The sequence below is a fragment of the Streptomyces sp. NPDC056347 genome, from assembly GCF_042262625.1.
Taxonomy (GTDB): Bacteria; Actinomycetota; Actinomycetes; order Streptomycetales; family Streptomycetaceae; genus Streptomyces.
Genome location: NZ_JBHJQP010000012.1, coordinates 13,136 through 37,974, shown reverse-complemented (window position 1 = coordinate 37,974; position 24,839 = coordinate 13,136). Strand labels below are relative to the sequence as shown.

Here is a 24,839-nt window from a genome sequence, read left to right as displayed (position 1 = left end):
GACGTCCGGTCGGGCCGGTGCGCGCGGTTACTCGCCGCACTCATGGGTGGTCGGGTCCACCACGACACGGTCGAGCAGATTCCGCAGCAGCGTCCGCTCGGCCTCGGTGAGGTTGCCGAAGAGTTCGCGCTCGGCCTCTTTCACCGCCTCGTCCATACGTTCGAGGGCCTCTTGACCGGCCGGCGTGATCTCCACGATGTGGCGTCGCCGGTCGGCGGGGTCCCGTCGGCGCTCGCACAGCCCCGAGGACTCCAACTCGTTGAGTATGGCCACGAGTTGACTGGGGTCGACCGCCATCGTGGTGGCCAGTTCCCGCTGGCTCGTGGCCCCGGGGGCCAGATGCATCAGGGTCATCGCATTGCGCGGGTGCAGCCCGACGACGCCCAGGGCGGCGCGAATGCGTGCCCCGGTGAGCTCTCCGCGGAGGGAGAGGAGAAAACCGAGTCGTTCGTCCGGGTGCGCAGCTGCCATGGCGCCACCGTAACAGTGACTCCATTGTGGACCTGGATAAATCATTGATACTCTTCAACGGTTATCGGTCATTGATCATTGGGGACTCTCCATCATGTTCGTCGGGTACGTCATCGTCGCCGCGCTGCTCGCGCTTGCCTCCGCCGCCTCCGCATTCCTCACGTTCACCCGCAATCCGCAGGTCGTGGGCAATATGACGAAGGTGCGCGTGCCGGATTCCTGGATGCCCTGGCTGGCCACCGCGAAGACCGCGGGCGCGCTCGGCCTGCTCGCGGGCCTGGTGGTCGCGCCGCTCGGGATCGCCGCCGCGGCGGGGCTGGTGCTCTACTTCGCCGGAGCCGTGATCACTCACCTGCGCGTCAAGGACTACGCCGTGGCACCGGTGATCGTCCTCACGCTGATAGCGGCCGCCGCGCTGGTGCTGCGCGTGGCGTCCGCCTGACGCGTCGGGACAGCCCCGAGGACCCCGCAGCCGCTGCGGACGGTGCGGAGAACCTCAAGCCGTGAAGGGCCCGGTCGTCGAGGGGGACCGGCCCGGATTCACTCGTAACGCAGGCGCAGCGACTCCCGTTCGGCCTCCTCGACCTGGTCGACGGTCAGGTCCGGCAGATTCAGCTGAGCCAGCGTCACCTCGGCGCTGGTCGGCTGGGCGTCGGCGGGCACCCACCGCTCCGGCTGCCAGGCGCCTGCGCGCATCAGCGACTTCGGGCAGTGCGGGTACACCTGCTCGGCCTGCACCACGATCGCGGTGACCGGCGGCTTTCCGACGGGAGTGAGCCGGGCGAGCAGCTCCGGGCGCGCCGAGACGCAGGCGCGGCCGTTGACACGCAGCGTGGTCGGGCGGCCGGGAATGAGGAAGAGCAGTCCGACGCGTCCGGTCCGCAGCACGTTGTGCATGGTGTCGAGCCGCTTGTTGCCGGTCGCGTCGGGGATCACCAGGGTCCGTTCGTCCAGTACGGACACGAACCCGGCCGGACCGCCGCGCGGCGTCACGTCGGCCCGGCCCTCGCCGTCCGCGCTGCCGATGAACACCAGCGAGGAACAGCCGATCAGCGCCCGGGCCGCCTCGGTCAGATGGTCGGTCTCCTTGCGGAGCGCGTTCGGATTCGGCTCCGGGTAGAGCTCGCGGAGCTGGTCCGGTCCGGTGAGGGCGTCCGCCCGGAGGGATTCGAAGAGCGGGCCGTCGGTGTCGGTCGTCATGGGGACGAGCCTAGAAGGCGACCGGGCAGCGGCCGGCGCGGGCGTGCCAGGCGGCGCCGTCCGCCCCGGCGGGAGCTCTCAGGCACGGCGGACCACGCCCGCCTCGTGCGCGGCGATCGCCGCTTCCACCCGGTTGCGTACCCCCAGCTTGCCGAGGATCGCGCTCACATGCGCCTTGACCGTGGCCTCCACCAGGAACAGCTCCGCCCCGATCTCGGCGTTGGACAGCCCTGCCCCGAGAAGGGCCAGTACGTCGAGCTCCCGCTTCGTCAGCCGTCCCACCGCATGCCGCGCCGGCGTCTCGTGCGCCGTCCGGCCGGTCCGCAGCGCGCTGATCACCCGGGCCGCCACCCGCGGTGAGAGGTAGGCGCCGCCGGCGGCCACCGCCTGTACCCCGTTGAGCAGTTCGCGGGGGTCGTCGGCCTTCAGCAGGAACCCGCTGGCCCCTTCGTGCAGGGCGCGGACGATGAACTTCTCCTCGCCGAACGTGGTCAGCATGATCACCGCAGCGCCGGGGCGGTCGCGGTACATCTGCACCGCGGCGTCCAGTCCGTCCAGCCGGGGCATCTGGATGTCCAGCAGGGCCACATCGGGCCGGTGCAGGCGGGCCAGCTCCACGGCCGCCCGGCCGTCGGCGGCCTCCGCGACCACCTCCGTCCCCGGGTGCCGCGCCAGGATCGCGCGCACTCCCGAGCGGATCATCGCCTCGTCGTCGGCGAGCAGGATGCGCACCGGCGGCCGGTCCCGAGGGGGCTCGGGCATCTCTGGTATCTCTCGCGTCTCTCGCACGGGGCGACCCTAGTACCGGCACTCCCCGGCGAACCGGTCGTACCGGCCGTTTCGAACGGAGACGTGACACCGCCCCGACGAAAGTAGGGGGTGCCCCCGGCGAACGGCCGATGTGCCCGGTCCGGCCGCTTCCTAGCGTGGGAACAGTTCGAGCGAGCCGGAGGGACAACGAGTGATAAGCCTGCGAGGCCTGACCAAGCGTTACGGCGAAACCGTCGCCGTGGACGGCCTGACCCTGGACATCGGGGAGGGCCGGGTGACCGGATTCCTGGGGCCCAACGGTGCCGGGAAGTCGACCACCATGCGCATGATCCTGGGCCTGGACCGCCCGTCCGGGGGCGAGGCGCTCATCGGCGGGAGGCCGTACTCCTCCTTTCGCCATCCGGTCCGCGAGGTCGGTGCCCTGCTGGACGCCAAGGCACTGCACCCGGGCCGGTCCGCACGCGCCCACCTGGTGGCGCAGGCCCGCAGCAACGGCATTCCGACGCGTCGGGTCGACGAGGTGCTGGAGACCGTCGGCCTGGCAAAGGTGGCGCGACGGCGGGCCGGGGCGTTCTCCCTCGGCATGTACCAGCGGCTGGGGGTGGCGGGCGCGCTGCTCGGCGACCCGGGGGTGCTCATCCTCGACGAACCGGTCAACGGCCTCGACCCCGACGGTGTCCGCTGGGTGCGTGAGCTGGTGCGGTCCCTGGCGGCGGAGGGCCGGACGGTCTTCCTGTCCAGCCATCTGATGAGCGAGATGCAGCTGACCGCCGACCAGTTGGTGATCATCGGCCGGGGCAGGCTGCTGGCCGACACCTCGATGGCCGAGCTGCTGGCCGGAAGTTCCCTGGCGTCGGTACGGGTCCGTACGCCCGACCCGGAGGGACTGCGCCTGCTGGCCGGCCATCTGCGGAAGGGGAACGGGGACGTGGAGCCATCGGCCGGTGACGGGCTCGTCGTGAAGGGCCGCAGCGCCGGGGAGGTCGGTGACCTGGCGCACCGTCTCGGTGTGCGTCTGCACGAACTGCGCACCGAGTCCGCTTCGTTGGAACAGGTCTACATGGAACTGACCGCGCGGAGCGTGGAGTACGGGACGGGCGGCACGGTTTCCGGGGAAGCGGAGACCGCGCGGACGCGGGAGGCGGGAGCATGAGCGCGGTACCGGCCGCCACGGGCGGGGCACAGCGGCGGAGCCGGGACACGGACCGGGCCGGCGGCGGCTTCGCCGGTGCGTTCGCCGCGGAGTGGACCAAGCTGTGGTCCATCCGTACGCCCTACGTCTGCCTGGTGGTGGGCCTGGTCGTGACGGCGGTCTTCACCTTCTACTACGGGTCGATCGCCCGGATCAACGACAAACCGCTCCAGCCGGTGGGCAACGCCCCGGTGTCCTCGGTCATCCTCACCCAGTTCGCCCTGGTCGTCCTGGCGGTGACCGTGGTGACCAGCGAATACGCGACCAGCAGCGTGCGTACCTCGCTTCTGTGGGTGCCGGTCAGGTGGCGGGTGCAGGTGGCCAAGGCGCTGCTGAGCGCGGTGGTGGGCTTCACCGCCGGAACGGTGTTCGGTGTGCTGGGCGTCGCCCTGGCCTGGGGACCCTTCCGGGGGCACGCCGAGTTCGAGACGTCCAAGGTGGTCTCCCAGATCCTCGCCATGGCCGTCTACTGCGCGCTGACCGGGGTGTTGACGGTGGGGGTGTCGTTCGCGCTGCGGACCGCGGCGGGGGCGGTGGCCGTCCTGTTCTTCCTGATCACCGCGCTGCCGGGCATGCTGGTCGGGCTGGGCGGCCCGGTGCTGCTGGCCGTCAACGACTACCTGCCGCAGACCGCGGGCGGCTACTTCATGCTCGGTGACGGCAAGGCCCCCTACTCGGCCTCGACGGGCCTCCTGGTCCTGCTGGCGTGGGCGGCCGCCGCCCACGCGGCCGGTGCCTGCGTGCTCCGGCGTCGGGACGCCTGACCCGCGCCCCGGGACGTCATACCGGATCGCCCGGTATGACGTCCTTGGCGATCAGCCGGCCGTCCGAGAAACACAGCCGGTACAGGTCGACCTGGTCGAGAAGGTTGCCGTTCGACCGGTAGAACGTGCACACACTGCCGTCCGGGCGGGGCACGGCCCGGGCGGCGTCCGACGGATAGCGGTAGCCGCGCGGCGGCAGGAGACGGGCGAACTCCGCCCGTTCCTGGCCCACCTGGATGGCGGCGTAGTCCGCCGGACGCAGGATGCACGTCGCCAGCTGGTAGGCGAGGTACCCGGCGGACGGCAGGACCGTCACGGCGAGCGCGGCCGGGGCGACGAAGGCCACCGCGAACCGCAGCCTGACCTCGCGCCGCGCGTACCGCATCCGGCGCGCCGACTCCGCCCCGTCGCCGGGTGCGGCCGGCACCGCACCGCCCAGAGGCGCGGCGCCCACCCGGTCCGGCATCACGGCGGTGACCCGGAACCCCCGCTCGAACGGCCCGGCGTGCAGCACCCCGCCGAGTGCCCCCACCCGTTCCCGCAGCCCGGCGAGACCGCGGTTGCCCGGCGTCCGTCCGGGCGACGGAACAGCCGAAGGGGCCGAGTTGGTCACGCCGACCTCGGTGCGGCCGTCCGCGTGGGCGATCCGGACGCGCACGGCGCTGCCGGGGGCGTGCTTCGTCGCGTTCGTCAGGGACTCCTGCACCACGCGGTACACGGCGTGCCCGACGAGCGGGGACAGGGAGGGGCTGTCGCCCTCCCGGACCAGCTCCGCCGCGACACCGGAGGCCCTCGCCCGGTCCAGGAGCTCCTCGACGGACTCGACGGAGGAACCCTCAAGGTCCGCGTCCGGTCCGTCCCGCAGCACCGTCACCGTCTCGCGCAGATGGTCGACGGCCTCCGACACGGTCCTGCGCAGCTCCGCCACGTCGTCACGGTCCCGGCCGCTCAGCTCCGGTGACAGTTCCAGCGCGCCCGCCCGCAGCGCGATCAGGCTCAGCACGTGCCCGAGGGAGTCGTGCATGTCGGCCGCGATACGTGTCCGCTCCCGCAGCCGGGCCCGTTCGGCGACGAAGCGCTGCTCCTCCTCCAGGCTCCGTGCCAGCCGCCACCCGTCCGACACCAGGGCCCGTCGCGCCTGCTGGTAGCGGCCGACGAGCCACGGCACCAGCAGGGCGACCGGCAGCATGGTGACCGCGTAGAACCACCGGATCGCCCCCTGCCCGAGCACCACGCACACCGCGAGGTCCACGAACAGGCACGAAGCGAGCACGACCAGCGCGGCGCGCCCCGCCCGCACCCGGGCACCCAGCAGATACGTCATCGCCCCCAGCGCCACGGCGTAGGCGTTGGCCGGGTCCGACTCGTCGGTCAGGCCGAGCGCGCACAGCCCGTTCACCGCGAACACGGCGGCGCCCGGCCACCGGCGACTGCCCGGAACGGCCGCCGCCAGCACGAGGAAGGGCACCACCAGGTCCCGCACCGCCGAGGGCTCCAGCGCGGACCGGAACTCCCACGCCCCCGCCCCGGCCAGCACCGTCCACAGCGCCGCGTCGAACAGCCACGCCCGCCCGGAAGCCGTGGGCGGCCCGGGAAGCGCCTTGCCGGTCAAGCCGAGTTTCGTCACCCGGCAGACCCTAAGGGCTGCCCCGTGATCACCGGCGGGCGCCCGACGGCCCCGCACACGGACGGGCCGCGTGACACCGGCGGGCTCAGAGGCCGGTGACCTTGGCACTCGCCGTCAGTTCGTGGACCAGGGTGACGGTGCGCCGGCCGCCGGGCGGCAGCGGCACGGCCCAGTGGACGATGCCCTCGGTGTCGACCGCGTCGGGGGCGGGGGAGCAGGCGGCCTCGCGCAGCCGGATCTCCACCGCCGAGACCTCGGAGACCGGGACGCGTTCGCGGACCACCACGGTCCGCTCGGCCCGGTCACCGGGAGCCGAAAACCGGGACAGGTGAAGCCGCACGGTGCGAGTGATCACGGTGCGCTGGGTGAGGCCGGTGGTGTCACGGGACTCCTCGGTGCGGCGGACCACCCGGAAGTCGTCGCAGCTGCCGAAGGCCAGCTCCACCGGGGCGCCGGGGGCGGTGAACTCCAGCGTGCCGCGCCCGGCGAACCCGCTGCCGCGGACCAGGTCCACCGGCCCGGCGAGCAGGGCGTGACCGGACCGGTTGTCGAACCGTGCCACCCGGGTGACCAGCGGCGAAAGCTCCGGCGCACAGGAGTACTCGGTGGACGCGGCCGTACTGAACGAGGAGAGCGGCACCCGGTGGGCGCGGCCGTCGCCCGGCACCGAGACCGGTGCGGGGGCTCGCAGGACGCGCGTCTCGCCGCCGTCGTCGACCCCGGGCAGACCGAGCACCGGGGCCGGGCCGAGGCTGGTGATCTCCTCCTCGCGCAGCTCCACGTCGACGGTGCGGCGCTCGGCCGGGGAACGGTCCGTCAGGGTGAGCCGGTCCTCGGCCGGCCGGGGCGGTTCGGTGGCCAGGGAGGAGCGGGCCGTCGACAGGGTCAGACGTACGTCCGACCAGTCCTCGCCGGTGTGCTGCCAGACCATCGCGTCGGTCTCCAGCGTCAGTACGTCCCCGTCGAGCACGGCCCGGTAGGCGGGCCGCCACAGCGCGCACGGGGTGAGATGGCTCAGGCGCAGCGTGACCGGCCCGGCCGCCTCGGCCGCCACGGTCAGCTCGACGTGGCCGACCAGCTCGGCGGGTTCCCGCTCGGCGAGCGCCATGGCCTGCCGGGTCCCGGTGAGTTCGGTGGCGAGGGCCGCCAGCCTGGCCTCGGCGGCCCGGAGCTGTTCCGCGTACATGTCGCGCTGTTCGTCGGCGCGGTCCAGCTCGCGGGTCCAGCGGGAGGGTTCACTCTCCCCGGAACCGGCTCCCTCGCCGATCTCCCGCAGCAGGTCGGCGGCGAGGCGGCCGAGGAGTCCGAGGCGGGCGCGGAGCCGGTCGCGCCGCCGTTCCTCTTCCCGCAGCTCCGTTTCGAGGGCGTGGAGGCGGTGGCGCAGAGCGGAGTCGTCTTCGGCGGGCGGCTGCGGCCCGCGCGGCGTCCAGGTGCGGACGATCCGTGCGTCGAGCACGGTCGCGGGGTGACCGGAGACCAGCTCGGCGTGCAGCGTCCGGTCGACGGCCGCCGCGCCGACCGGACCCAGACGCAGCCGCTGGACCCCGGCCGTCAGGTCCAGCACGGCGGTCCGCTCCACATGGGCGCGGTCCTCCAGGCAGGTGACGGCGGTGACGGGAAGGGCGATCGGCTTCGGGGCCGTGGGCATGATGTGCTCAGCTCCTGCGGTTGCCGCCGGTCAGCTCCTTGCCGGCCGGGATGCGGATCTCGTAGCCGCCGTCGAGGGCGGCGGTGGCGCCCGCGGGCAGGTCCAGCCGCCACACGCGGGTGCCCGGCACGTGCGGTTCGGACCCCGCGCCGGCCTCGGGCGCGGTCCAGTCGGCCTTCTCCTCGATCCGGACGTCCGGATCGGAGGTGACCGGAACCCGCTCGCGGACCTCCACGGTGACCGGCCGCGCCAGCCGGTTGGCCAGCTCCACGTGGACCTCGTGGTCGAGGACCGTGGTGGTGCTGCGCAGGCCCGCGGTCGACTCGCGCAGCCGCGTACGGCGGGTGACGCGGACGGCCTCGGCCGGGCCGAGCCCCATCCGGCGTACCCCGCCCGGGGCGAGCGTGGGCAGTGCGGCGGTCAGCAGGAAGTCGCCGTCGACGGTGACCTCAACCGGCCCCGCCAGCAGTGCCTGGTCGGTGGCGTTGGACAGGATCAGGGTGGCGTACACGGTCTGTTCGACGGACGGCGCGCAGAGGTACTCGGTCCGCAGACCGACCGGGATCTCCCCGACGGTGACGGTGTGCCAGGTGCCGTCGGACGGTACGTCGACGCGGGCGGCGGCGTCGAAGCGGTGGTCGAAGGAGCCCGCCGACTCGCGGGGCCGCACCGCGTGGCCGGGCAGCGGGAGGGCGGCCACGGCCTCGGCGCGGCGGCGGTACTCACCCGCCACCGGGTCGAAGGACGCGCCGGGAAAGAGCCTGCCCCGCCGGCCGCCCTGCTCGTCGGGGCCGCACAGGACGAGCCCCGCGTAGTCGAGCTCGGCGTCACCCGGCCGCGGCGGCCCCGTCACGGGTGCCGGCGACGGAGACGGGGGCGGCGGTACGGCCCGGCCGGGCGCCGCGGGTGCGGGGACGGGACCGCCGGGCGCCGGAGGCATGCCGTGGAACGCCGCCGGGGCGGCCCCGTACCCGCCGGCCACCGGAACCCCGGTCGGCGGAGGAGGCGGGGGCGGCGGGGGCGGCGGTGCGGCACCGGGCGCGGCGCCCACGGCCAAGGGGATGCCCGCCGGGGCCGGGGCGGGTCCCGCCGCGTCGTACCCGGCGAACAGGTCGCGCAGTCCCGCCGGTGGCTCGCGCCAGCCGGAGGGCGCGGGGGTGGGTTGACCGCGTCCGATCCGGACCGAGCGGAGCCTCGGCAGGTCGGTGCGGCGCCCGGGATCGGCCGTGGCCAGGGCGAGGCGTACGCCGGTCCAGTCCTCGCCGGTCCGCTGGGCGACCGAGGCGCGCAGCAGCAGGCGGCCGCTGTCGTCGTCCTGACGGTGGCTCAGCCGGTACGTCGGAACCCAGACGGCACCCGGCACCCCGTACTCCAGCTCCACCTCGGCGTCCGGGCCCCCGGCGCCGTCGAGCGTCAGGACCGCGCAGACCGTGGTGTCCACATGCGGCGAGGGCGCGTCGGTGGAGGCGCGGGCGAGGCGGTCGGCGGCCAGGGCGAGCCGGTGCTCCGCCTCGCGCACCGCCTCCTCCAGCTCGGCCAGGCGGGCGTGCAGACCCGTCAGCCTCTCGTCGACGAAGTCGGCCAGGGCCAGCCAGGCGTCGGCCGCGGTACGGCGGTGCGGGTCCTCGCGCCTGCGGGCGGGCGGTACGGGGCGGAGCGCGCCGATCTCCTCGATCAGCCCCAGCTGCCGGTCCCGGCGCCCGCGCACCGCCGCGCACGCCTCGGTCAGCCGCTCGACCTCGTCCCGCAGTCCGTCGGGCGCCCCCGCGCCGGGCGGTTCGGCCGCGACCTCCACCCGGGCTCCGGTGACCCGCCTCCCGGAGTCCCCCAGGACCCGGACCCGCAGCGAGCCGGGGTCCAGCGAGCGGGGCAGGCCGGTCACCCGTACCCGGCCGCCGGGCGGCACGCTGCCCCGGGCCAGGCGACGGCAGACGGCACCCCGTGCGTACACCACGACCGAATCGAGGGCCGACCCCCACCCCGGCAGTGACTCCAGCGACTCGTGCGACTCGGCCGTCATCCGTCCAGCCCCCCCTGGCGTATCCATGCTGAGCGCAGCATAGGGGGCCCGGCCCGGGGCGCGTCGGACACCCCCGCGCCCGCGGCGGCGCATGCCCGTTCCGTCCCGGACGGGGGAGTCGTCCGTTGGGGCGGGCGTCATCGGGAGTTCTCGATTTTTCCGATGAACGGGTATTCCCGTCGCATTCATCAATGGTATTTCATGGGGGTCGGAAATTTTCTCGACCGGAGAGGGTCCCATGAGATCCATGAAGATCATTCTCGGTATGGTGTCGGCCTTATTGGTCGGTGCGATATCGGCCGCCCCGGCGCATGCGGCGGGCGGAAAGTATGTGGCGCTCGGTGATTCCTACGCGGTGGGTGTCGGCACGCGGACGTACGACAACTCCGGCGACGCCTGCCGCCGCGGGCCGCTGGCGTACAGCCGGCTGTGGGCGGCGCAGCACACCGGCTACGCCTTCGTCGAGGCGTCCTGCTCCGGTGACACCACCACGGAGCTGCTGGCCAACCAGGTGCCCCAGGTGACCGCGGACACGACCCTGGTGACCGTCCAGGTCGGCGGCAACGACGTGGGCTTCGTCGACGTGCTGAAGAACTGCATCCTGACCATCGACGACAAGGACTGCGTCGCGGGCGTGGAGGCCGCCAAGGCCGCCGCGACCGGCTATCTTCCGGGCAGGCTCCAGCAGGTCTACGCCGCGATCCGGGCCCGCGCCCCCCAGGCCCGGGTCGTCGTCGTGGGCTACCCGCGCCTCTACACCATCGGCGGCACCTGCGGCATCCTCGGGCTGAGCGACAAGGAGCGCACGGCGCTCAACTCGGCGGCCGACACGCTGGCCGGGGTGGAGTCGGCGGCCGCCTCCGGCGCCGGGTTCACCTATCTCGACCCGCGGTCCTCGTTCGATCCCCACACCATCTGCTCGAAGGGCTCCGAGTGGGTCACGAGCCTGGAGTGGAGCAAGCTGGACGAGTCCTACCACCCGAACACCGCCGGGCACCGCGACGGATATCTCGCCCTGCTCAACGGTATTACCGGCTGAATCCGCCGACCTTAATTCCCGCGTCGTGAAATCCTGAAAAAGGCATGCGGGATCGTGGGACCCACGGAAACGGGAAATGAAATACCGGCCTTTCCGCCGGGCAGGTTCCGAGGGAAAACGAAGGAAAAGCATCGGGAAAACGGGGCGGGAGTGTTCGGCCGGTGGGCCGGATGCCCCCGCCCCGGCGCGAGGGATATGTCTCAGCCCTGGCCGGCCGCGGCGCTCTCCACGAGATCGGCCGCCGCCCGCCGGCCGCCCGCCGACCGCAGGGACCGGCCGATGGCGCGGGCCGCGGTCCGGTGCCCGCCGGTGTCGTCGAGGACGGTCTCCAGCGCCGTCCGCAGCCGGGCCGCGTCGACCCGCCCGAAGCGCACCCGCACCCCGGCGCCCGCCGCCACCACCTGTTCGGTGACGATCGGCTGGTCGTCCCGGATCGGTGCCAGGACCAGCGGCAGACCGTGCCACAGCGATTCGCAGACGGTGTTGTGCCCGCCGTGCGACACCACCGCGGACGCCCGCGCCAGCAGGTCGAGCTGCGGCACGTACCCCCGTACGAGAATGCCGTCCGGTACGTCCTCCAGCAGGCCGCCCGGGTCGCTGATCACACCCTGGACCCGGTCGCGGAGCGCGTCCAGGGCGGTGACCGCCTCCCGCAGGAAGCGGCCTCCCGCGTCGGTGTTGGCGGTGCCCAGCGAGACCAGTACCAGCGCCCGGTCCTCGTCCAGCTCCTCCCACGGGAAGCCGCCGTCGCCCGGGCGCGGGGAGATGACCGGGCCCACCAGCCGGACCCGGTCGTGCGGCAGCGGCGCGTCACCGAGCAGCTCGCGCCCCGTGAAGGCCACCACCCCGTACGGGGAGAACCGCGGATCGCCCTCGGCGCCGGGGTTCCCGATGCGGCGCCGCAGCCCGTCCAGCAGCTCCCGCAGCCACGCACCGATCTTCGGGAACGCGGCGAGCGGATCGACGAGTTCGGCCGAGGTGCTGGCCGAGCTGACGTACGCGATGCCCCGCCGCTCCGCGACGAGCGCACCGGCCAGCGTGTGCTGGTCGGTGAGGACCAGGTCGGGCGCGAAGTCGTCGACGGCGGCCTCCACGCCGGGGGCCATCGCATCGGCCAGCGGGACGAGGAAGTTCTCCCACAGGAACCGGAACGCGGCCGGGCCCGTCAGCCCCGGCGGCCGGACCATCTGCCCGTCGACCGGCATCGGGCAGTCGTAGATCCGCGCGCCTTCGCCCACGAGCCGCCCCAGCTGCTCGGCGTTTCCGCACCAGGCGACGTGGTGCCCGCGCCCGGCCAGCTCGTCGGCCACCCCGACCAGCGGGTTGGTGTGACCGACCAGCGGCGGTACGACCAGCAGGACACGCGTCACCGCAACGCTCCCGCCGGGCTGTGCTCGGCGATCCACCCCAGGACGAGGTCACGGGTGACGGCGGGCTGTTCGACCAGCACCGAGTGCCCCTGCTCCGGCAGGACCACCGTGCGGCAGCCCGCCACCCGCTCCTCCAGGTCCGGCACCTGGGCGCTGAGCCCCGACTCGTCACCGAAGACGGCGAGCAACGGGCAGGCCAGCGCGGACAGGTCGTCGTCGATGGTCCGGCTCAGCGGCACGTCCTCGGCGAGCGTCGTCGTCCGCAGGATGCGGCCCGCGTTCCGCGAGAGCCGGGCGGTGTGCGCGCCGTGGTGGGCGGCGATCCAGCTGATCGACTCCTCCAGGACCAGGTGCTCCTTGGCGTCCGCGAGCCCCGCCTTCATGTGCTCGTTCCACACGGCGACCGGCGGCTCGGACTCGATCATGGTGATCGTGGCCACCCGGTCCGGGTACCAGGCGGCGAACCCGGCGGCGACCGTCCCGCCGAAGGAGTTGCCGACCAGATGCACCCGGTCGGTGATGCCCAGCCCGTCCAGCAGCGCCGCCAGATCGTCGACGAACGCCTCCAGGCGGTATCCGGTGCGCGGCCGGTCGCTGCGCCCGTGGCCGCGCAGGTCGTACATGACGACATCGTGCCCGGCGGCGGCGAAGGCGGGGCCGAGCGTGAAGTAGTAGCTGGCGAGGCTGTCGGTGAGCAGCCCGTGGACGAAGACGACGACCTGCGGCTCACCGCCGTGCGCCGGCACGGCGGTGGCCGGTAACTGCTGTACGTGGGTGATGATCTCGCCGGTACGGATCTTGGGCATGGGGGGTCGGGCCCTTTCATCGGTGGTGACACGGGAGACGCCGGTCATGGGGCTGCCGGACGGGCACGGGGGAAGAGGCGCCTCACCCGGCGGGGAGGGCGCCCCGGCTCATGACGCGGACCGCAGCGAGTCCGTCACGAAGTCGACGAGCTGACCCACCGTCAGGGCGATGATCTCGTCGAGTTCCAGGTCGGCGATGAACAGGGCAACGTTGACCCTCTCGCCGTAGTGCTCGCGCAGCGAACCGGCGAGTGTGACCAGGTCGATGCTCTCCAGTTCGAGATCGTCGTGGAACCGGGTCCCCCGGTCGATCTCGACGTCGTCCAGCCCCTCCTCGGCCAGCAGTTCGCGGAGCATGCCCGCGATGTCGTCGAGGGTTCTCGCCCGCAGTCCGTCCTCCGGGGCGGTGGCCGTCGCGGCGCTCCGCCCGATCGCCTCGGTCGCTTCAGTGGTCATCCTGGGCTCCTGTCGCTCTGTCGTCCGTCGTCCAGGCGACGACGAACCGCCGCCCGTCCTGCTCCCGTGCCCCGCCGGTCATGGCGGTGCTGTTCACCTCGTACGTCACGCCCCCGGTCACCACGCTCAGCCGCTCGGGGGCCGCGGACACCACCCGGAAGTCGGCGGGGCGGCCCCGCAGCCCGGTTCCGAGTCGCTTGGAGACCGCCTCCTTGGCGGCCCAGAACCGGGTGAACCAGACCGCCGCGCTTTCCTCGCCCGCCTCCACCAGCCCGTCGAGCAGGGCCAGTTCCGCCGGGTCGCAGGAGGCCTTCATCGTGTCGCGCGAGCGGTCGGCGATCTCCTCGATGTCGATCCCGCAGGGACCCCGGCGGGCGATGGCCACCCCGGTCTCCCGGCAGTGCGCGAGCGAGACGACCAGCCCCTCGCCCAGCTCGCACCCGTGTACCCCGCGCACCAGCGGCTGCCCGGACGGGGCGTTGTGCACGGCCACCTCCGCCGGGTAGACCTCGCCCCGGCCCTCCTGCCACAGCAACGTGCGCACCGCGTCCTTCGCGGCGATCCGGCCGAGCAGCCAGCGGCGGCGGACCATGGGCTTCAGACCCTCGTACACCTCGCGCTCCGCGCCGCCCAGCATGTTGCGCATCACCAGTTCGCGGGTGGCGAGGTCGGGCCAGCGCTCCCGGACCGCCAGCCAGCCGCCGGGGCGCCGCTCGGAGAGCGTGTTGCGGCCGGGGAAGCGGTCGACCGCGCGCATCGTCGCGTCGTTGTCGAAGCGCCGGTCCTGCCAGCCGGTGAACTCGGCCCACACCCGGCCCTCATGACTGAGCTGCATGTCGGCGGTGAGCGTCGAACCGGTCACCTCCGTGATACGGATCGCACAGGTCAGCCGGGTCCCCGGGGCGGGGTGCGGGCCGAAGAAGCGGATGCGTTCCATGGCCACGGGGAAGACGGTGGTGCGTTCGTCGAGCTTCGACATGATCCAGTAGCCGAGCAGCTGGCCCACGTTGTCCAGCAGCGCGCCGGGCGCCTCGGGGGCCGTCAGCACTCCTCGTACGTAGCGGTCGGCCTCGGCCGTCAGTTCACCGACCCCCTGGAAGCGGGGGCCGTGGAACATCCACCGGTCCGTGTACAGCTGCTCCGCACGCAGCTCGGGCCTGCGCTCGGCCGCCGGGTCGGCGGGCCACGCCGCCGGGGCGCCGGGGTAGCGCGGCGCCAGCTCGACGACCGCCCGTGAGTAGCCGCTCAGAGTGACCTCCACCCGGTCCGGCGCCACGTCCCGCACCTCCACCGGCACCCGGACCGAGGGGATCGCGGCGATCCACTTCAGCAGCCGCACGTCGTGCACCGCGACGGCGCGCGTCCCGGGGCGGGACCGCTCGGCGAACTCCATGAGGTGGGTGACCACCGTGGTGGCGGGAACCACGGGCCAGCGGTCCCCCTCGTCCGGCCAGCCCGGGCGCTGCCGGAAGAAGCAGTGGTCCAGCAGATAGGGCATCGTGGCCACGTCCACCCGCAGCACCTGCTCCTGCTCCGCCACGGGGGCCGGGCGGCGGGCGCGTTTAGGCCCCCCTCGTTCCGGCCGGGCGGCCGGGGCACGGCGGGCGAGGCCGCGGGCGCCGATGAGCTCCCTGGCCACCGACGCGGTGTCGTCGAGCAGTGCGGACAGTTCGGCGCTCAGCGGATCGTGCGCCGCACCGGGGACCGGGAGCGCGGTGCCGTTGGAGACGCCGGACGTCCGGGCCAGCAGCCCGTGCTCCCGCGCGGGCAGGGACACCAGCGCCCCGCCGAGGTCCAGGCGCACCCCCGGGCGGGCGGCGCGCGCCGTGCGCCGTGCCCCCCGGGCCCCGGGCTCGGCCGTGCCGGGGGTGAGCAGCGGCGCGGCATCGGGGGCGGCCCCCTCCGTCCACAGCGCGGTCACCACCCGGCGCAGCTGAGCCAGGCTGTCGTGCGCCGGGGAGTGCGCGGAGACGACCAGCCGGTCCTGCCCGGCGAGGGTGTCGTCGATGAGCGAGCCGAGCTGGCCCGCCCCGAGCTGCACGAAGGCCCGGAATCCGGCCGAGTGCAGCGCGAGGACCGTCTCCCGGAAGCGGACGGGCTCCAGCAGATGGCGTACGAACAGCTCACGCACCGCCGCCGCCTCGGCGGGGAAGGGCGCGGCGGTCGTCGCGGACCAGACCGGGGTGGTCTGCGGATGCAGCGAGTACCGCTCGGCGGCCTCCCGGATCGGCCCCAGGTACGGCGCGAGCAGCGGGGTGTGGAAGCCGGAACGGAACGGCAGCACCTGGCAGATGATCCCCCGGGCACGGAAACGGTGCACCAGCCCCGCCACCGCCTCCTCGGGGCCGCAGACCATCGACTGGCGCGGCGCGTTGTCGTGCGAGAGCACGACGTCCTCGCGGTCCCCGAGCTCCTGGAGGACCTGCTCGGCGGGCATGCCCAGCACCCCGAAGGCGACCCCCGGCACCCGCAGCGCGTCCGGGTCGAACGAGGAGAGGAAGGCGTCGACCTCACCGGCCGCGTGGATGCCGCCGCACGCCATCGCCGTCCACTCGCCCACACTGTGCCCGGCGACGGCGTCCGGGACCACGCCCACCCGGCGCAGCGCGGTGTCCAGCAGCCGGCCGAGCTGGAAGACGGCGGCGCCGTGCCGCCCCACATCACCGACCCGGGCGTCGGAACCCGGGGACCAGGGCAGTGCGAAGCGGGTCGCCAACTCCTCGACACGTGGCGTGAACTCGGCCTCCAGGCCGGGAAAGACGAACGCGGTCAGCCCGCCGCCCGCCCCCAGCACCGGGCGCGGCGTGAACCACACGTCGCTGCGTCCCCGCCACGGCACGCCCTTGGCCACGGCCTTGCGTGCCAGCTTCAGCCGGCGTCCGGTCGGATCGACGATGCCCAGCCGCACCGGACCACCGCCCGGGGCCCGCTCGTCCCGGCCCGCGGCCAGGACGGAGGCGTCGTCGCCGGCCAGCAGCCGGGCCATCTCGTCGACCGTGTCCGCGGCCAGCCGCAGCACCCGCTCCGGCTCGCTCACCGTCACCCGTGGCGTCGCCCGGGACGTCGCCGTGACCGGCTGCTCCAGCACCACATGGGCGTTGATGCCGCCGAAGCCGAACGCGTTCACCCCCGCCCGGCGCGGCGCGCCGTCCGCCGGGTCCCGCCAGGGCCGCGCCTCGGCCAGCGGGGCGAACCGGGTGTCCGCGAGCGCCGGATGGGGGTCCTCGCAGTGCAGCGTCGGGGGGAGCACCCCGTGGTGCACGGCCAGCGCGGCCTTGATCAGCCCGGCGATCCCGGCGGCGGGCATGGTGTGCCCGATCATCGACTTCACCGAGCCGATGGCCGCCCGGCCGTCCGGTCCGGACGGCCCGAAGACCTCGGCGAGCGTGGTGAGTTCGGCCTTGTCCCCGGCGGGTGTCGCGGTGCCGTGCGCCTCCAGCAGACCGATCGACCCGGCGGCCCGGGGGTCGAGCCCGGCGGCCTGCCACGCCTGGCGCACCGCACGGACCTGGCCGCCCGGGTCCGGGGCGAGCAGGCTCGCGGAGCGGCCGTCCCCGGCCACCCCGGTACCGGTGATCACCGCATAGATCCGGTCCCCGTCCCGTTCCGCGTCGGCCAGCCGCTTCAGGACGACCACCCCGGTGCCCTCACCGATGAGCACCCCGTCCGCGCCCCGATGGAAGGGACGGATGCGCTCGGACGGGGAGAGCGCCCCGAGCTGGTTGAAGACGCTCCACAGGGTGATGTCGTGGCAGTGGTGCACCCCGCCCGCGAGCATCAGGTCGCAGCGCCCCGAGGCCAGTTCGCGCACCGCGTGGTCGACCGCGATCAGCGAGGACGCGCACGCCGCGTCGACCGTGTACGCGGGCCCGCGCAGGTCGAGCCGGTTGGCGACCCGGGAGGCCACCAGGTTCGGCACCAGCCCGATCGCGGACTCCGGCCGCTCGGGCCCGAGCTGCTCGGTGAACGCCGCACGCACCCGTTCCAACTGGTCCTCGCCGAGCTGCGGGGCCAGCTCGCCCAGCGTCCGCACCAACTGGTGCGCGGTCCGTACCCGCTGGTCCAGCCGGACCAGACCGGGCGTCAGATAGCCGCCCCGGCCCAGCACGATCCCGGCCCGCTCCCGGGCGGACGGCAGCACGGCGGCGCCCCCCGCGTCCTGGAGCGAACCGTGCGCCACCTCCAGCGCGATCAGCTGGTCCGGCTCGGTCCCCGCCACCGACGACGGCATGATCCCGAACCGGGCCACGTCGAACTCGGCCGAGCGGTCCACGAATCCGCCGCGCCGGCAGTAGATCCGGTCGCTGCGCCGCTCCCCGTCGGTGGCGCCCGGAGCGTAGAAACCGGCGTCCCAGCGGTCGTCCGGCACCTGGGTGATGGCGTCCACCCCGCCGACGATGTTGTGCCAGTACGTGTCCAGGTCGGCGGCACCCGGCAGGAAGACGTCCATGCCGACGACGGCGACCGGGGTCTGTGCGGCCACCCCGGTCACCAGCCCGAGGCGGTGTAGACCGCGGCGTGCGTGTCCGACGGCCCCCAGGCCAGTTCCCGCAGCAGGCTCAGCGGGCCCTCCTCGGGGTCGATCAGCTTGATGCCCCGGGCCGCGTACGAGCGCATCAGCTCGGGGGTCACCATGCCGCCGCCGGTCTCCGCCGCCGCCCAGGGCCCCCAGTGCACGGTCAGCCCGCGCCGTCCGGGCCGGGTCCAGCGGCGGCCCAGCTCCTCCAGGGCGTCGTTGGCGGTGGCGTAGTCGCACTGGCCGCGGTTGCCCAGGGCCGCCGCGATGCTGCCGAAGAGCACCGCGAAACGCGGCCCGGAGGGCAGCGAGTCCACCGCGTCCAGCACCGCCCCGGCCCCGTCGACCTTGGTGGAGAACACCCGGTCGAAGGAGGCGGCCGTCTTCTCCGCGATCAGCTTGTCCTCGATGACCCCGGCCGCGTACACGACCCCGTCCAGGCGGCCGTACTCCCGGTGCACCTCCTTCACCGTGGTGCTGACGGCCTCGGTGTCCAGCACGTCCACGCAGTGGTAGCGGGCCTCGCTGCCCAGCTCCCGCAGCTCCCGCAGGGTCTCGCGCACCTCGCGGGCCGACAGCAGGGAGTTCAGCCTCCGCTCGATCTCGGCGGGCTGCGTCAGCCCCGTCGCCAGCAGGGCGCGGCGCAGCGCGTCACGGCCCCGCGCCCCCGCCGTCGCCGGGTCCTCGGCCCCGGTGGGCACCGGTGTACGGCCCATCAGGACCAGGCGGCAACGGCTGGTGGCGGCCAGCGTCCGGGCGAAGCGGGCGGTGATGCCGCGCGCCCCGCCGACCAGCAGCACCACGGCGTCCCGGTCCAGTCCGACGGCCTCCGCCTCCGCCGCCCCGTCCCCGGCCGGGCCCGCACCGGTCCCGGCGAGCGCGCCCAGCCCGGTCGGGGTCAGCCGCAGCGCCCGCCGGACGGCCCCGTCGGTGAGCACGACCGGCTCCCGGTCGGTGGCGGCGGCCTCGGTGAGCAGGGCCCCGGCGATGTCCCCGGGACCGGCTTCCTCCGCCACCTCCAGCAGGGTCGCGGCGCACCCGGGATACTCCCGGGCGACCGTACGGAAGAAGCCGCGCAGCCCGCTGACCGCGCCCACGGTGCGCCGTTCCACCGAGACCAGCCGGGCCGGGCTTGCCGCCAGCAGCTTCTGGAACAGCGGCAGGGCCTCGGGCAGCGGCGGGAGCTCGGCGTCCAGGGCGCCCAGGTGGATCACGGTGCCGGGGAGGTCGTCGGGCACGTCCTCGGCGATGACCGGATCGGCGCCCGCGGCCCGCAGCCGGTCGGCCACCGCACCGGCCCACGCACCGCCGCCGAGCAGCAGCACCCGGGTACCGGCCGGCAGCGCGGCGGTCACCTCGGGCAGCTGTGCCTCGGTGAACTCCAGCCGGACGGGGGCCACGATCTCCGGTTCGGCCCCCTCGAAGACGGCCACCGGGGGAGCCGGTACGGGTTCCGGAGCGGCGGTCTCCGGCTCCGGGGCACCGGTGCCGAGGGCCTCGACCAGGAGATCGGTGAGGGCGGCCGCGGTGCGGGCCGCGCTGAGGCGGTCGAGCCCGTCGGGCGTGTTGGTGGGCAGGCCGAGCCGTCCGGCCAGCTCGCCCGCGATCTCGGCGCGCTTGATGGAGTCGACGCTCAGGTCGGCCTCCAGGTCGAGCTCGGGCTCGATCATGTCGACCGGATAGCCGGTGCGGTCGGCGACGACGTCGAGGACGGCGCCGAGCACGCTCTCCCGGTCGGTGGCGGGTCCGGACGCAGCTGAGGCCGCGGGGGCGGGAGCGGGGGCGGCCGGCAGCGCGGGCACGGGCTGCGCGGGAGGCTCGTACGCCACGGCCGGGGCGTACACCGGCGTACCCGGCACCGAACCAGCCGCCGGGTAGCCGCCCTCGGGGCCGCCCAGATAACGCAGCAGCACATCGCGCTGGGCGGCCACCATGTCGCGGCTGCTGCGGAGGAACTCCGCGATCAGGGCATCGGGGCCGGACAGGGAACCGCTGGGGTGGGGATGCTCCGGCACGACCGACTCCGATATCTGGGTGGGGGGATGGAGGGCGCCCGGCGGGATGGTGCCGTCGGCGCGGCGCAGCAGATGACCGTCGACCGTCCAGCCCGCCGCACGCGGCGCGGCGGCGGTCTCGGGATCGACGGTGTCGCGGCCCTGGACGAGCCGGGCGAGGCGCACGTCGACGCCGAGGGCCGCGAGCCGGGCCAGGGCGTCGAGCAGACCGCGCAGCCCGCCGCGGCGGTCGGCGGCCAGCGGGACGGTGCGGTGCGGGCGGTCCTCGAGGATCGCGTCCACCAGCCGCGACATCATGCGGCCGGGGCCGACCTCGGCGAAGACCCGGGCGCCCGCCGCGTACATCGCCTCGATCTGCTCGGCGAACCGCACCGGCGCCTCGATCTGCGCCGCCAGCGACGCGCGGATCTCCTCGGCTTCGGCCGGGTAGCGCGCGGCGGTCCGGTTCGCCCATACGTCGAAGGCGGGCGGACGCACCGCGAACCGGGCCAGCTGCCCGGCGAAGGCCTCGCCGGCGCCCGACAGCAGCGGACTGTGGAAGGCGCAGGCCACCTGGAGCGCGGTGACCGAGCACCCGGCGTCCCGCAGCGCGGCCGAGGCCGCGTCCACCGCCCCGGCCGGGCCCGAGATGACGGTCTGCCGCGGTGAGTTGTGGTTGGCGGTGACGACGTCGCCGTGGTGGCCGGTCAGCCGCAGCACCTCCTCGATCCGCTCCGCGGAGGCGTTCACGGCGGCCATCGCACCCGGGTCGCCGCCGTCGACCGCGCCCAGGATCGCCGCGGCGCGGGCGGCGCTCGCCGCCAGCAGGTCCTCGGGCGCGAACACCCCGGCGGCGCCCAGCGCGGCCAGCTCGCCGTAGCTGTGCCCCGCCGCCATCGCGGGCCGTACTCCCAGCTCGCCGAGCAGTTCGGCCGCGGCCAGCTCCACGATGCCCAGCGCCGGCTGCGCCAACTCCGTGTCGGTGATCCGGGCCAGCTGCCCGGCCTTCGTGTCCGCGTCGAAGGCGGTGGGCGGGTGCAGCGCCTCGGCCCACCGGGCGCCGAGGTGGAGGTAGCGGTGCAACTCGGGGAAGGCGACGAAGAGGTCCGCCAGCATGCCCGGCCGCTGGCTGCCCTGCCCCGGGAAGAGGAACGCCAGCGCCTCGGCGGGAGCCGCCTGGGCGGCCCCGTACAGACCCTCCCGCTCCCGCTCCGCCGCGAAGATCCCGTCATCGGGGGCGTGTTCACCGGCCGCTGCCCGCTCCAGCAGGCCGGGCAGGGCGTCGAGCGACTCGGCCACCACCGCGTACCGGACGGGCTCCCCGTTCAGCGCGGCCCGGTCGGCGCGGAGCGCGGCGTGCCGGGCGTAGTCCCGCAGCCGCCAGGCCCCGCCCCGCTCCAGCAGATCGAGCAGCCGTCGTACGGCGCGGGCGGCGGCCTGGTCGTCGCCGCGGAACACGAACAGCTCGGCGGGCCAGCGTTCCAGGGCGTGGGGTGCCGGGGCCTGCTCGTGGGCGCGCATCACCACATGGAAGTTGGTGCCGCCGAAGCCGAAGGCGCTGACCCCGGCGATCCGCCGGTCCGGCTCCACCGGCCACGGACGGGCCTCGGTGTGGAAGACGAACGGGCTCGACGCCCCGTCCCAGGCCGCGTTGGGTTCGCGGACGTGCAGCGTCGGCGGCCTGATCCCGTGGTGGAGGGCGAGGGCCGTCTTGATCAGACCGGCCATGCCCGCCGCGCACTTGGTGTGCCCGATCTGCGACTTCACCGAACCGATCGCACAGCTTCCGGCGGGTGCCCCGGACTCGGTGAACACCTCGGTGAGCGTGGCAAGTTCGGTACGGTCACCGACGACCGTGCCGGTGCCGTGCGCCTCGATCAGACCGACCTCGGCGGGGGAGACGCCCGCACCTGCGTACGCCCGCTCCAGCGCCGCGCGCTGACCTTCGGGACGGGGCGCGGTCAGCCCCAGCGCACGGCCGTCGCTCGCGCTGCCCACCCCGTCGATGACGGCGTAGATCCGGTCCCCGTCGCGCTCCGCGTCGGCGAGCCGCTTCAGCGCGACGCATCCCACGCCCTCGCCGAGCGCGATGCCGTCGGCACCGCTGTCGAAGGTGGCCGAGCGGCCGGAGGGGGAGAGCGCGTGCACCGAGGAGAACAGCAGGTAGTCGTTGATGCCGTTGTGCAGATCGGCACCGCCGCACAGCACCAGGTCACTCGTGCCGGTCACCAGCTCCTTGCAGGCCGCGTCCACCGCGGTCAGCGAGGAGGCGCAGGCCGCGTCCACCGTGTAGTTGGCGCCGCCCAGGTCGAGCCGGTTGGCGATGCGGCCCGCGATGACATTGGCCAGCATCCCCGGGAAGGAGTCCTCGGTCAGCCGCGGCAGCTGCTCGTCCAGACCCGCCGGGACGCTCCCGGTGTACGCGGGCAGCACCGTGCGCAGCGTCGTCGCGTTGGACAGGTCGCTGCCCGCCTCCGCCCCGAAGATCACCGAGGTGCGCCGGTGGTCGGTGCCCGGCGCGTCGTACCCGGCGTCCACCAGTGTCCGGCGGGCCGCTTCGAGCGCCAGCAGCTGCACCGGTTCGATGCTGGCGAGCGAGGCCGGCGGGATGCCGTACACCAGCGGGTCGAAGGGGATCTCGGGCAGGAATCCGCCCCAGCGCGAGGGGGTGCGCTCGCCGTCGCCGTCCGGCGCGTAGTACAGCTCCGGATCCCAGCGCTCCGCCGGAACCTCCGTCACGCAGTCCTTCCCGGACAGCACGTTGGCCCAGAACTCGGACAGGTCGGCGGCGCCCGGGAACATCCCGGCCATCCCGATCACCGCGATGCGCAGCGGCGCTGGCTCCCCGGCGGGCGCGTCCGGACCGGGGGAGCGCTCCCGCAGCAGGCGGGCCGCGCCCTCGGTCACCGAGGCGTGCAGTGCCGCCACCCCGGTCGGGCCGTCCCGCAGCACCACCACCTCGCCGGCCATGAACATGCCCTCGTGCGCCTGGCGGTCCTCGCCCACCGTCAGCAGCTCGTCGCCGACCCGCTCGATGCCCTTGGACGCCAGCCGCAGCCGTCCGACGTTGAAGCGCTCCAGCTGCTCCCACGCCTCCCGGTCGGGCACCCCGCGCTCGCGCAGCCCGTCCTTGAGGGCCGCGAAGTCGCGGGTGATCGCGGAGTGCGCGCAGCGGGTGGCGTGCCCCGGGGCGGTCTCCAGCAGGTCGGTGCGGTCCGCGGCGATCACCTGGCGCTGGTACAGCGGCTGGATCGCCCCGGCGGCCACGGCCTCCTCGGTGAACAGGTACGCCGTGCCCATCAGCACGCCGAAGCCCACCCCGGCCCGGGTCAGTGGGGCGGCCAGGGCCGCCGCCATCGCCGCCGACCGCTCGTCGTGGATGCCGCCGGCGAGGAGCACGGTCAGCTCGTCCGCGCCCCGGCCGCCGGACTCGGCCAGGAAGTCCAGCAGCACCTCGGTCTGCGCCTGCCACAGCGGGAAGCTGCCGCGCGGGCCCACGTGGCCGCCGCACTCCGAACCCTCGAAGACGAACCGGCGCGCCCCGGCGGCCAGGAACTGCCGCAGCAGTCCCGGCGAGGGCACGTGCAGGAAGGTGGTGATGCCCTCGGCCTCCAGGGCGGCGGCCTGCGCGGGTCTGCCGCCCGCGATGATCGCGTGCGAGGGCCGCAGTTCGCGGACCACTTCCAGCTGGGCGTCCTTGACCGCGTCGTCCGCGAAGCCCAGGATGCCGACGCCCCAGGCGCGGTCCCCGAGCAGGGCCCCGGTCTCCTCCAGCATGGCGCGGGTGCGCTCGGGCCCGGCCAGCGCCAGCGCCAGGAACGGCAGCCCGCCCTCGGCGGCGACGGCCGCGGCGAACGCGGGCCGGTCGCTGACCCGGGTCATCGGCCCCTGGGCGACGGGCAGGGCGGTGCCGAGCGTCCGGGCACCGGGCGAGCCGGCCGCCAGCGCTTCGCCCGGGGTACCGTCGGCCAGCGCCCCGGCCACCGCGTCGCGGACCGCGCGCAGGGCCCGGGAGACCTTGGCGTACCGTCGGGCGAACGATCCGGCCAGGTAGACGTCCTGCCCGGCCGGCAGGAACTGGTCGCGCAGGTCGTCCGAGCCGATCCGGGCGGCGAACTCCGCGGCGTCCTCGGGCAGCGGGGGCGCTTTGGGGCCCCGGCGGCGCAGCACCCGGTGGCCGTGATGGACGACGGTCTCGGAGCCGTCGAGCCCGCGCAGGGCCTCCGCGGTCCCGGCGGGCAGCTGGGCCTCGTCGAACAGGGCCAGCTGGGTGTCGAGCACCACTCCGGCGGCGCCGCCCGCGACGGCCGCCGCCGCGCTGTACGGGCCGATGCCCCCGCAGGCCCACACGGGGAGGTCCAGCGCCTCGTCGGCCAGGATCTGCTGGAGGAGGATGAACGTACTCAGCTGTCCGACGCGGCCGCCGCTCTCGTGGCCGCGCGCCACCAGACCGTGCGCCCCGTCGAGGGCCGCCGTGCGGGCCTCGGCCAGGGAGGTGACCTCCACCAGGACCCGGCGGCCGGGAAAGTCTGCGGGGCGGCGGGCGGAATCGGCCAGCAGGACGGTGGCCGCACCCTCGGGGAGCGAGTCCGCGGTGCCGTCGCCCGGCAGTAAGCAGCCGGGGCGGATCCGTACGCCGAACGGTGCCCGGGTCCAGCGGTCCGTACGGGCCAGTAACTCCTCGGCCCCGCGTGCGTCCCCCGTGGGCAGCTCCAGCACACCGAGTGCGCCCGCCCGGGCCGCCGCGGCGGTCAGCCGCGGGGAGGGCCGGTGGAGCGGGTTGACCGCGATGACCAGGTCCGGCGCCGAGGGCAGAGCGGGCGCGCCGGATAACGGCGTCGACATGAAGTCCCCCGATTCAAGGGTCCGTTGGGCGTGATCTGCGGTAGTTAACTGGTGCGGACTCAGCGGGGTCAACAGGTCGTGTTGGTCCGCCCGACCCTCGGTGTCTACGCGCGTTAAGCG

General features: G+C 74.4%; 15 protein-coding genes. 4 read left to right on the top strand and 11 right to left on the bottom strand.

Annotation, left to right across the window (positions count from 1 at the left end):
- Window positions 1-27: 27 nt before the first annotated feature.
- On the bottom strand, window positions 28-471 hold the full coding sequence (locus ACFCV8_RS05255; RefSeq protein WP_376683890.1) for a MarR family winged helix-turn-helix transcriptional regulator: 444 nt from the start codon (window positions 469-471) through the stop codon (window positions 28-30).
- Between the two features lie 94 nt (window positions 472-565).
- On the opposite strand from ACFCV8_RS05255, the gene ACFCV8_RS05250 reads away from it, so the two are divergent.
- A complete protein-coding gene (locus ACFCV8_RS05250; RefSeq protein WP_376683889.1) occupies window positions 566-913 on the top strand; it encodes a DoxX family protein in 348 nt (115 codons plus the stop codon).
- Between the two features lie 98 nt (window positions 914-1,011).
- Here the strand turns inward: ACFCV8_RS05250 and ACFCV8_RS05245 are convergent, their stop codons facing one another.
- Window positions 1,012-1,671, bottom strand: a complete 660-nt coding sequence (locus ACFCV8_RS05245) for an MSMEG_1061 family FMN-dependent PPOX-type flavoprotein (protein WP_376683888.1) — start codon at window positions 1,669-1,671, stop codon at window positions 1,012-1,014.
- A 78-nt stretch (window positions 1,672-1,749) separates the two neighbouring features.
- The gene (locus ACFCV8_RS05240; protein ID WP_376683887.1) at window positions 1,750-2,433 is read right to left on the bottom strand and encodes a response regulator; all 684 of its coding nucleotides are present in this window, start codon (window positions 2,431-2,433) and stop codon (window positions 1,750-1,752) included.
- A gap of 199 nt (window positions 2,434-2,632) precedes the next feature.
- Here ACFCV8_RS05240 and ACFCV8_RS05235 point away from each other — a divergent pair, with 199 nt between their 5' ends.
- Both ACFCV8_RS05235 and ACFCV8_RS05230 read left to right on the top strand, forming a co-directional pair.
- Window positions 2,633-3,595: an ABC transporter ATP-binding protein gene (locus tag ACFCV8_RS05235; RefSeq protein ID WP_376683886.1), complete on the top strand. Its 963-nt coding sequence runs from the start codon at window positions 2,633-2,635 to the stop codon at window positions 3,593-3,595.
- Window positions 3,592-4,398, top strand: coding sequence for an ABC transporter permease (locus ACFCV8_RS05230; RefSeq protein WP_376683885.1), 807 nt, complete (start codon window positions 3,592-3,594; stop codon window positions 4,396-4,398). Before ACFCV8_RS05235 ends, ACFCV8_RS05230 begins: the two co-directional genes overlap by 4 nt.
- A 16-nt stretch (window positions 4,399-4,414) precedes the next feature.
- Here the strand turns inward: ACFCV8_RS05230 and ACFCV8_RS05225 are convergent, their stop codons facing one another.
- The 3 genes from ACFCV8_RS05225 to ACFCV8_RS05215 all read right to left on the bottom strand — a co-directional run bounded on the left by ACFCV8_RS05225 (window position 4,415) and on the right by ACFCV8_RS05215 (window position 9,693).
- Window positions 4,415-6,025 (bottom strand): sensor histidine kinase, encoded by a 1,611-nt coding sequence (locus tag ACFCV8_RS05225; RefSeq protein WP_376683884.1) that lies wholly within the window; start codon window positions 6,023-6,025, stop codon window positions 4,415-4,417.
- 85 nt (window positions 6,026-6,110) lie between these two features.
- On the bottom strand, window positions 6,111-7,673 hold the full coding sequence (locus tag ACFCV8_RS05220; RefSeq protein WP_376683883.1) for a DUF4139 domain-containing protein: 1,563 nt from the start codon (window positions 7,671-7,673) through the stop codon (window positions 6,111-6,113).
- 7 nt (window positions 7,674-7,680) lie between these two features.
- Window positions 7,681-9,693 carry a DUF4139 domain-containing protein gene (locus tag ACFCV8_RS05215; RefSeq protein ID WP_376683882.1) on the bottom strand — a complete coding sequence of 671 codons (2,013 nt, stop codon included), beginning with the start codon at window positions 9,691-9,693 and terminating at the stop codon, window positions 7,681-7,683.
- Window positions 9,694-9,940: 247 nt separating this feature from the next.
- Between ACFCV8_RS05215 and ACFCV8_RS05210 the strand changes: the two genes are divergently transcribed.
- Window positions 9,941-10,732 (top strand): SGNH/GDSL hydrolase family protein, encoded by a 792-nt coding sequence (locus tag ACFCV8_RS05210; protein WP_376683881.1) that lies wholly within the window; start codon window positions 9,941-9,943, stop codon window positions 10,730-10,732.
- Between the two features lie 200 nt (window positions 10,733-10,932).
- On the opposite strand, the gene ACFCV8_RS05205 is transcribed toward ACFCV8_RS05210, so the two are convergent.
- The 5 genes from ACFCV8_RS05205 to ACFCV8_RS05185 form a co-directional block, all read right to left on the bottom strand.
- On the bottom strand, window positions 10,933-12,102 hold the full coding sequence (locus ACFCV8_RS05205; RefSeq protein ID WP_376683880.1) for a glycosyltransferase: 1,170 nt from the start codon (window positions 12,100-12,102) through the stop codon (window positions 10,933-10,935).
- Complete coding sequence (locus tag ACFCV8_RS05200) at window positions 12,099-12,908, bottom strand: alpha/beta fold hydrolase (RefSeq protein ID WP_376683879.1); 810 nt, start codon at window positions 12,906-12,908, stop codon at window positions 12,099-12,101. The genes ACFCV8_RS05205 and ACFCV8_RS05200 overlap by 4 nt, the downstream gene beginning before the upstream one ends.
- 108 nt (window positions 12,909-13,016) lie before the next feature.
- Window positions 13,017-13,265: an acyl carrier protein gene (locus tag ACFCV8_RS05195; RefSeq protein ID WP_376683919.1), complete on the bottom strand. Its 249-nt coding sequence runs from the start codon at window positions 13,263-13,265 to the stop codon at window positions 13,017-13,019.
- 88 nt (window positions 13,266-13,353) lie between these two features.
- On the bottom strand, window positions 13,354-17,856 hold the full coding sequence (locus ACFCV8_RS05190; protein WP_376683878.1) for a beta-ketoacyl synthase N-terminal-like domain-containing protein: 4,503 nt from the start codon (window positions 17,854-17,856) through the stop codon (window positions 13,354-13,356).
- Complete coding sequence (locus ACFCV8_RS05185) at window positions 17,853-24,719, bottom strand: SDR family NAD(P)-dependent oxidoreductase (protein ID WP_376683877.1); 6,867 nt, start codon at window positions 24,717-24,719, stop codon at window positions 17,853-17,855. The genes ACFCV8_RS05190 and ACFCV8_RS05185 overlap by 4 nt, the downstream gene beginning before the upstream one ends.
- Window positions 24,720-24,839: the final 120 nt, after the last annotated feature.

What these genes read in the sequence shown, in the direction of transcription:
- ACFCV8_RS05230 (WP_376683885.1), top strand. Translation starts at nt 3,592, where the DNA reads ATGAGCGCGGTACCGGCCGCCACGGGCGGGGCACAGCGGCGGAGCCGG.
- ACFCV8_RS05215 (WP_376683882.1), bottom strand. Translation starts at nt 9,693, where the DNA reads ATGACGGCCGAGTCGCACGAGTCGCTGGAGTCACTGCCGGGGTGGGGG.
- ACFCV8_RS05240 (WP_376683887.1), bottom strand. Translation starts at nt 2,433, where the DNA reads ATGCCCGAGCCCCCTCGGGACCGGCCGCCGGTGCGCATCCTGCTCGCC.
- ACFCV8_RS05210 (WP_376683881.1), top strand. Translation starts at nt 9,941, where the DNA reads ATGAAGATCATTCTCGGTATGGTGTCGGCCTTATTGGTCGGTGCGATA.
- ACFCV8_RS05200 (WP_376683879.1), bottom strand. Translation starts at nt 12,908, where the DNA reads ATGCCCAAGATCCGTACCGGCGAGATCATCACCCACGTACAGCAGTTA.
- ACFCV8_RS05220 (WP_376683883.1), bottom strand. Translation starts at nt 7,673, where the DNA reads ATGCCCACGGCCCCGAAGCCGATCGCCCTTCCCGTCACCGCCGTCACC.
- ACFCV8_RS05185 (WP_376683877.1), bottom strand. Translation starts at nt 24,719, where the DNA reads ATGTCGACGCCGTTATCCGGCGCGCCCGCTCTGCCCTCGGCGCCGGAC.
- ACFCV8_RS05195 (WP_376683919.1), bottom strand. Translation starts at nt 13,265, where the DNA reads ATGCTCCGCGAACTGCTGGCCGAGGAGGGGCTGGACGACGTCGAGATC.
- ACFCV8_RS05255 (WP_376683890.1), bottom strand. Translation starts at nt 471, where the DNA reads ATGGCAGCTGCGCACCCGGACGAACGACTCGGTTTTCTCCTCTCCCTC.
- ACFCV8_RS05250 (WP_376683889.1), top strand. Translation starts at nt 566, where the DNA reads ATGTTCGTCGGGTACGTCATCGTCGCCGCGCTGCTCGCGCTTGCCTCC.
- ACFCV8_RS05245 (WP_376683888.1), bottom strand. Translation starts at nt 1,671, where the DNA reads ATGACGACCGACACCGACGGCCCGCTCTTCGAATCCCTCCGGGCGGAC.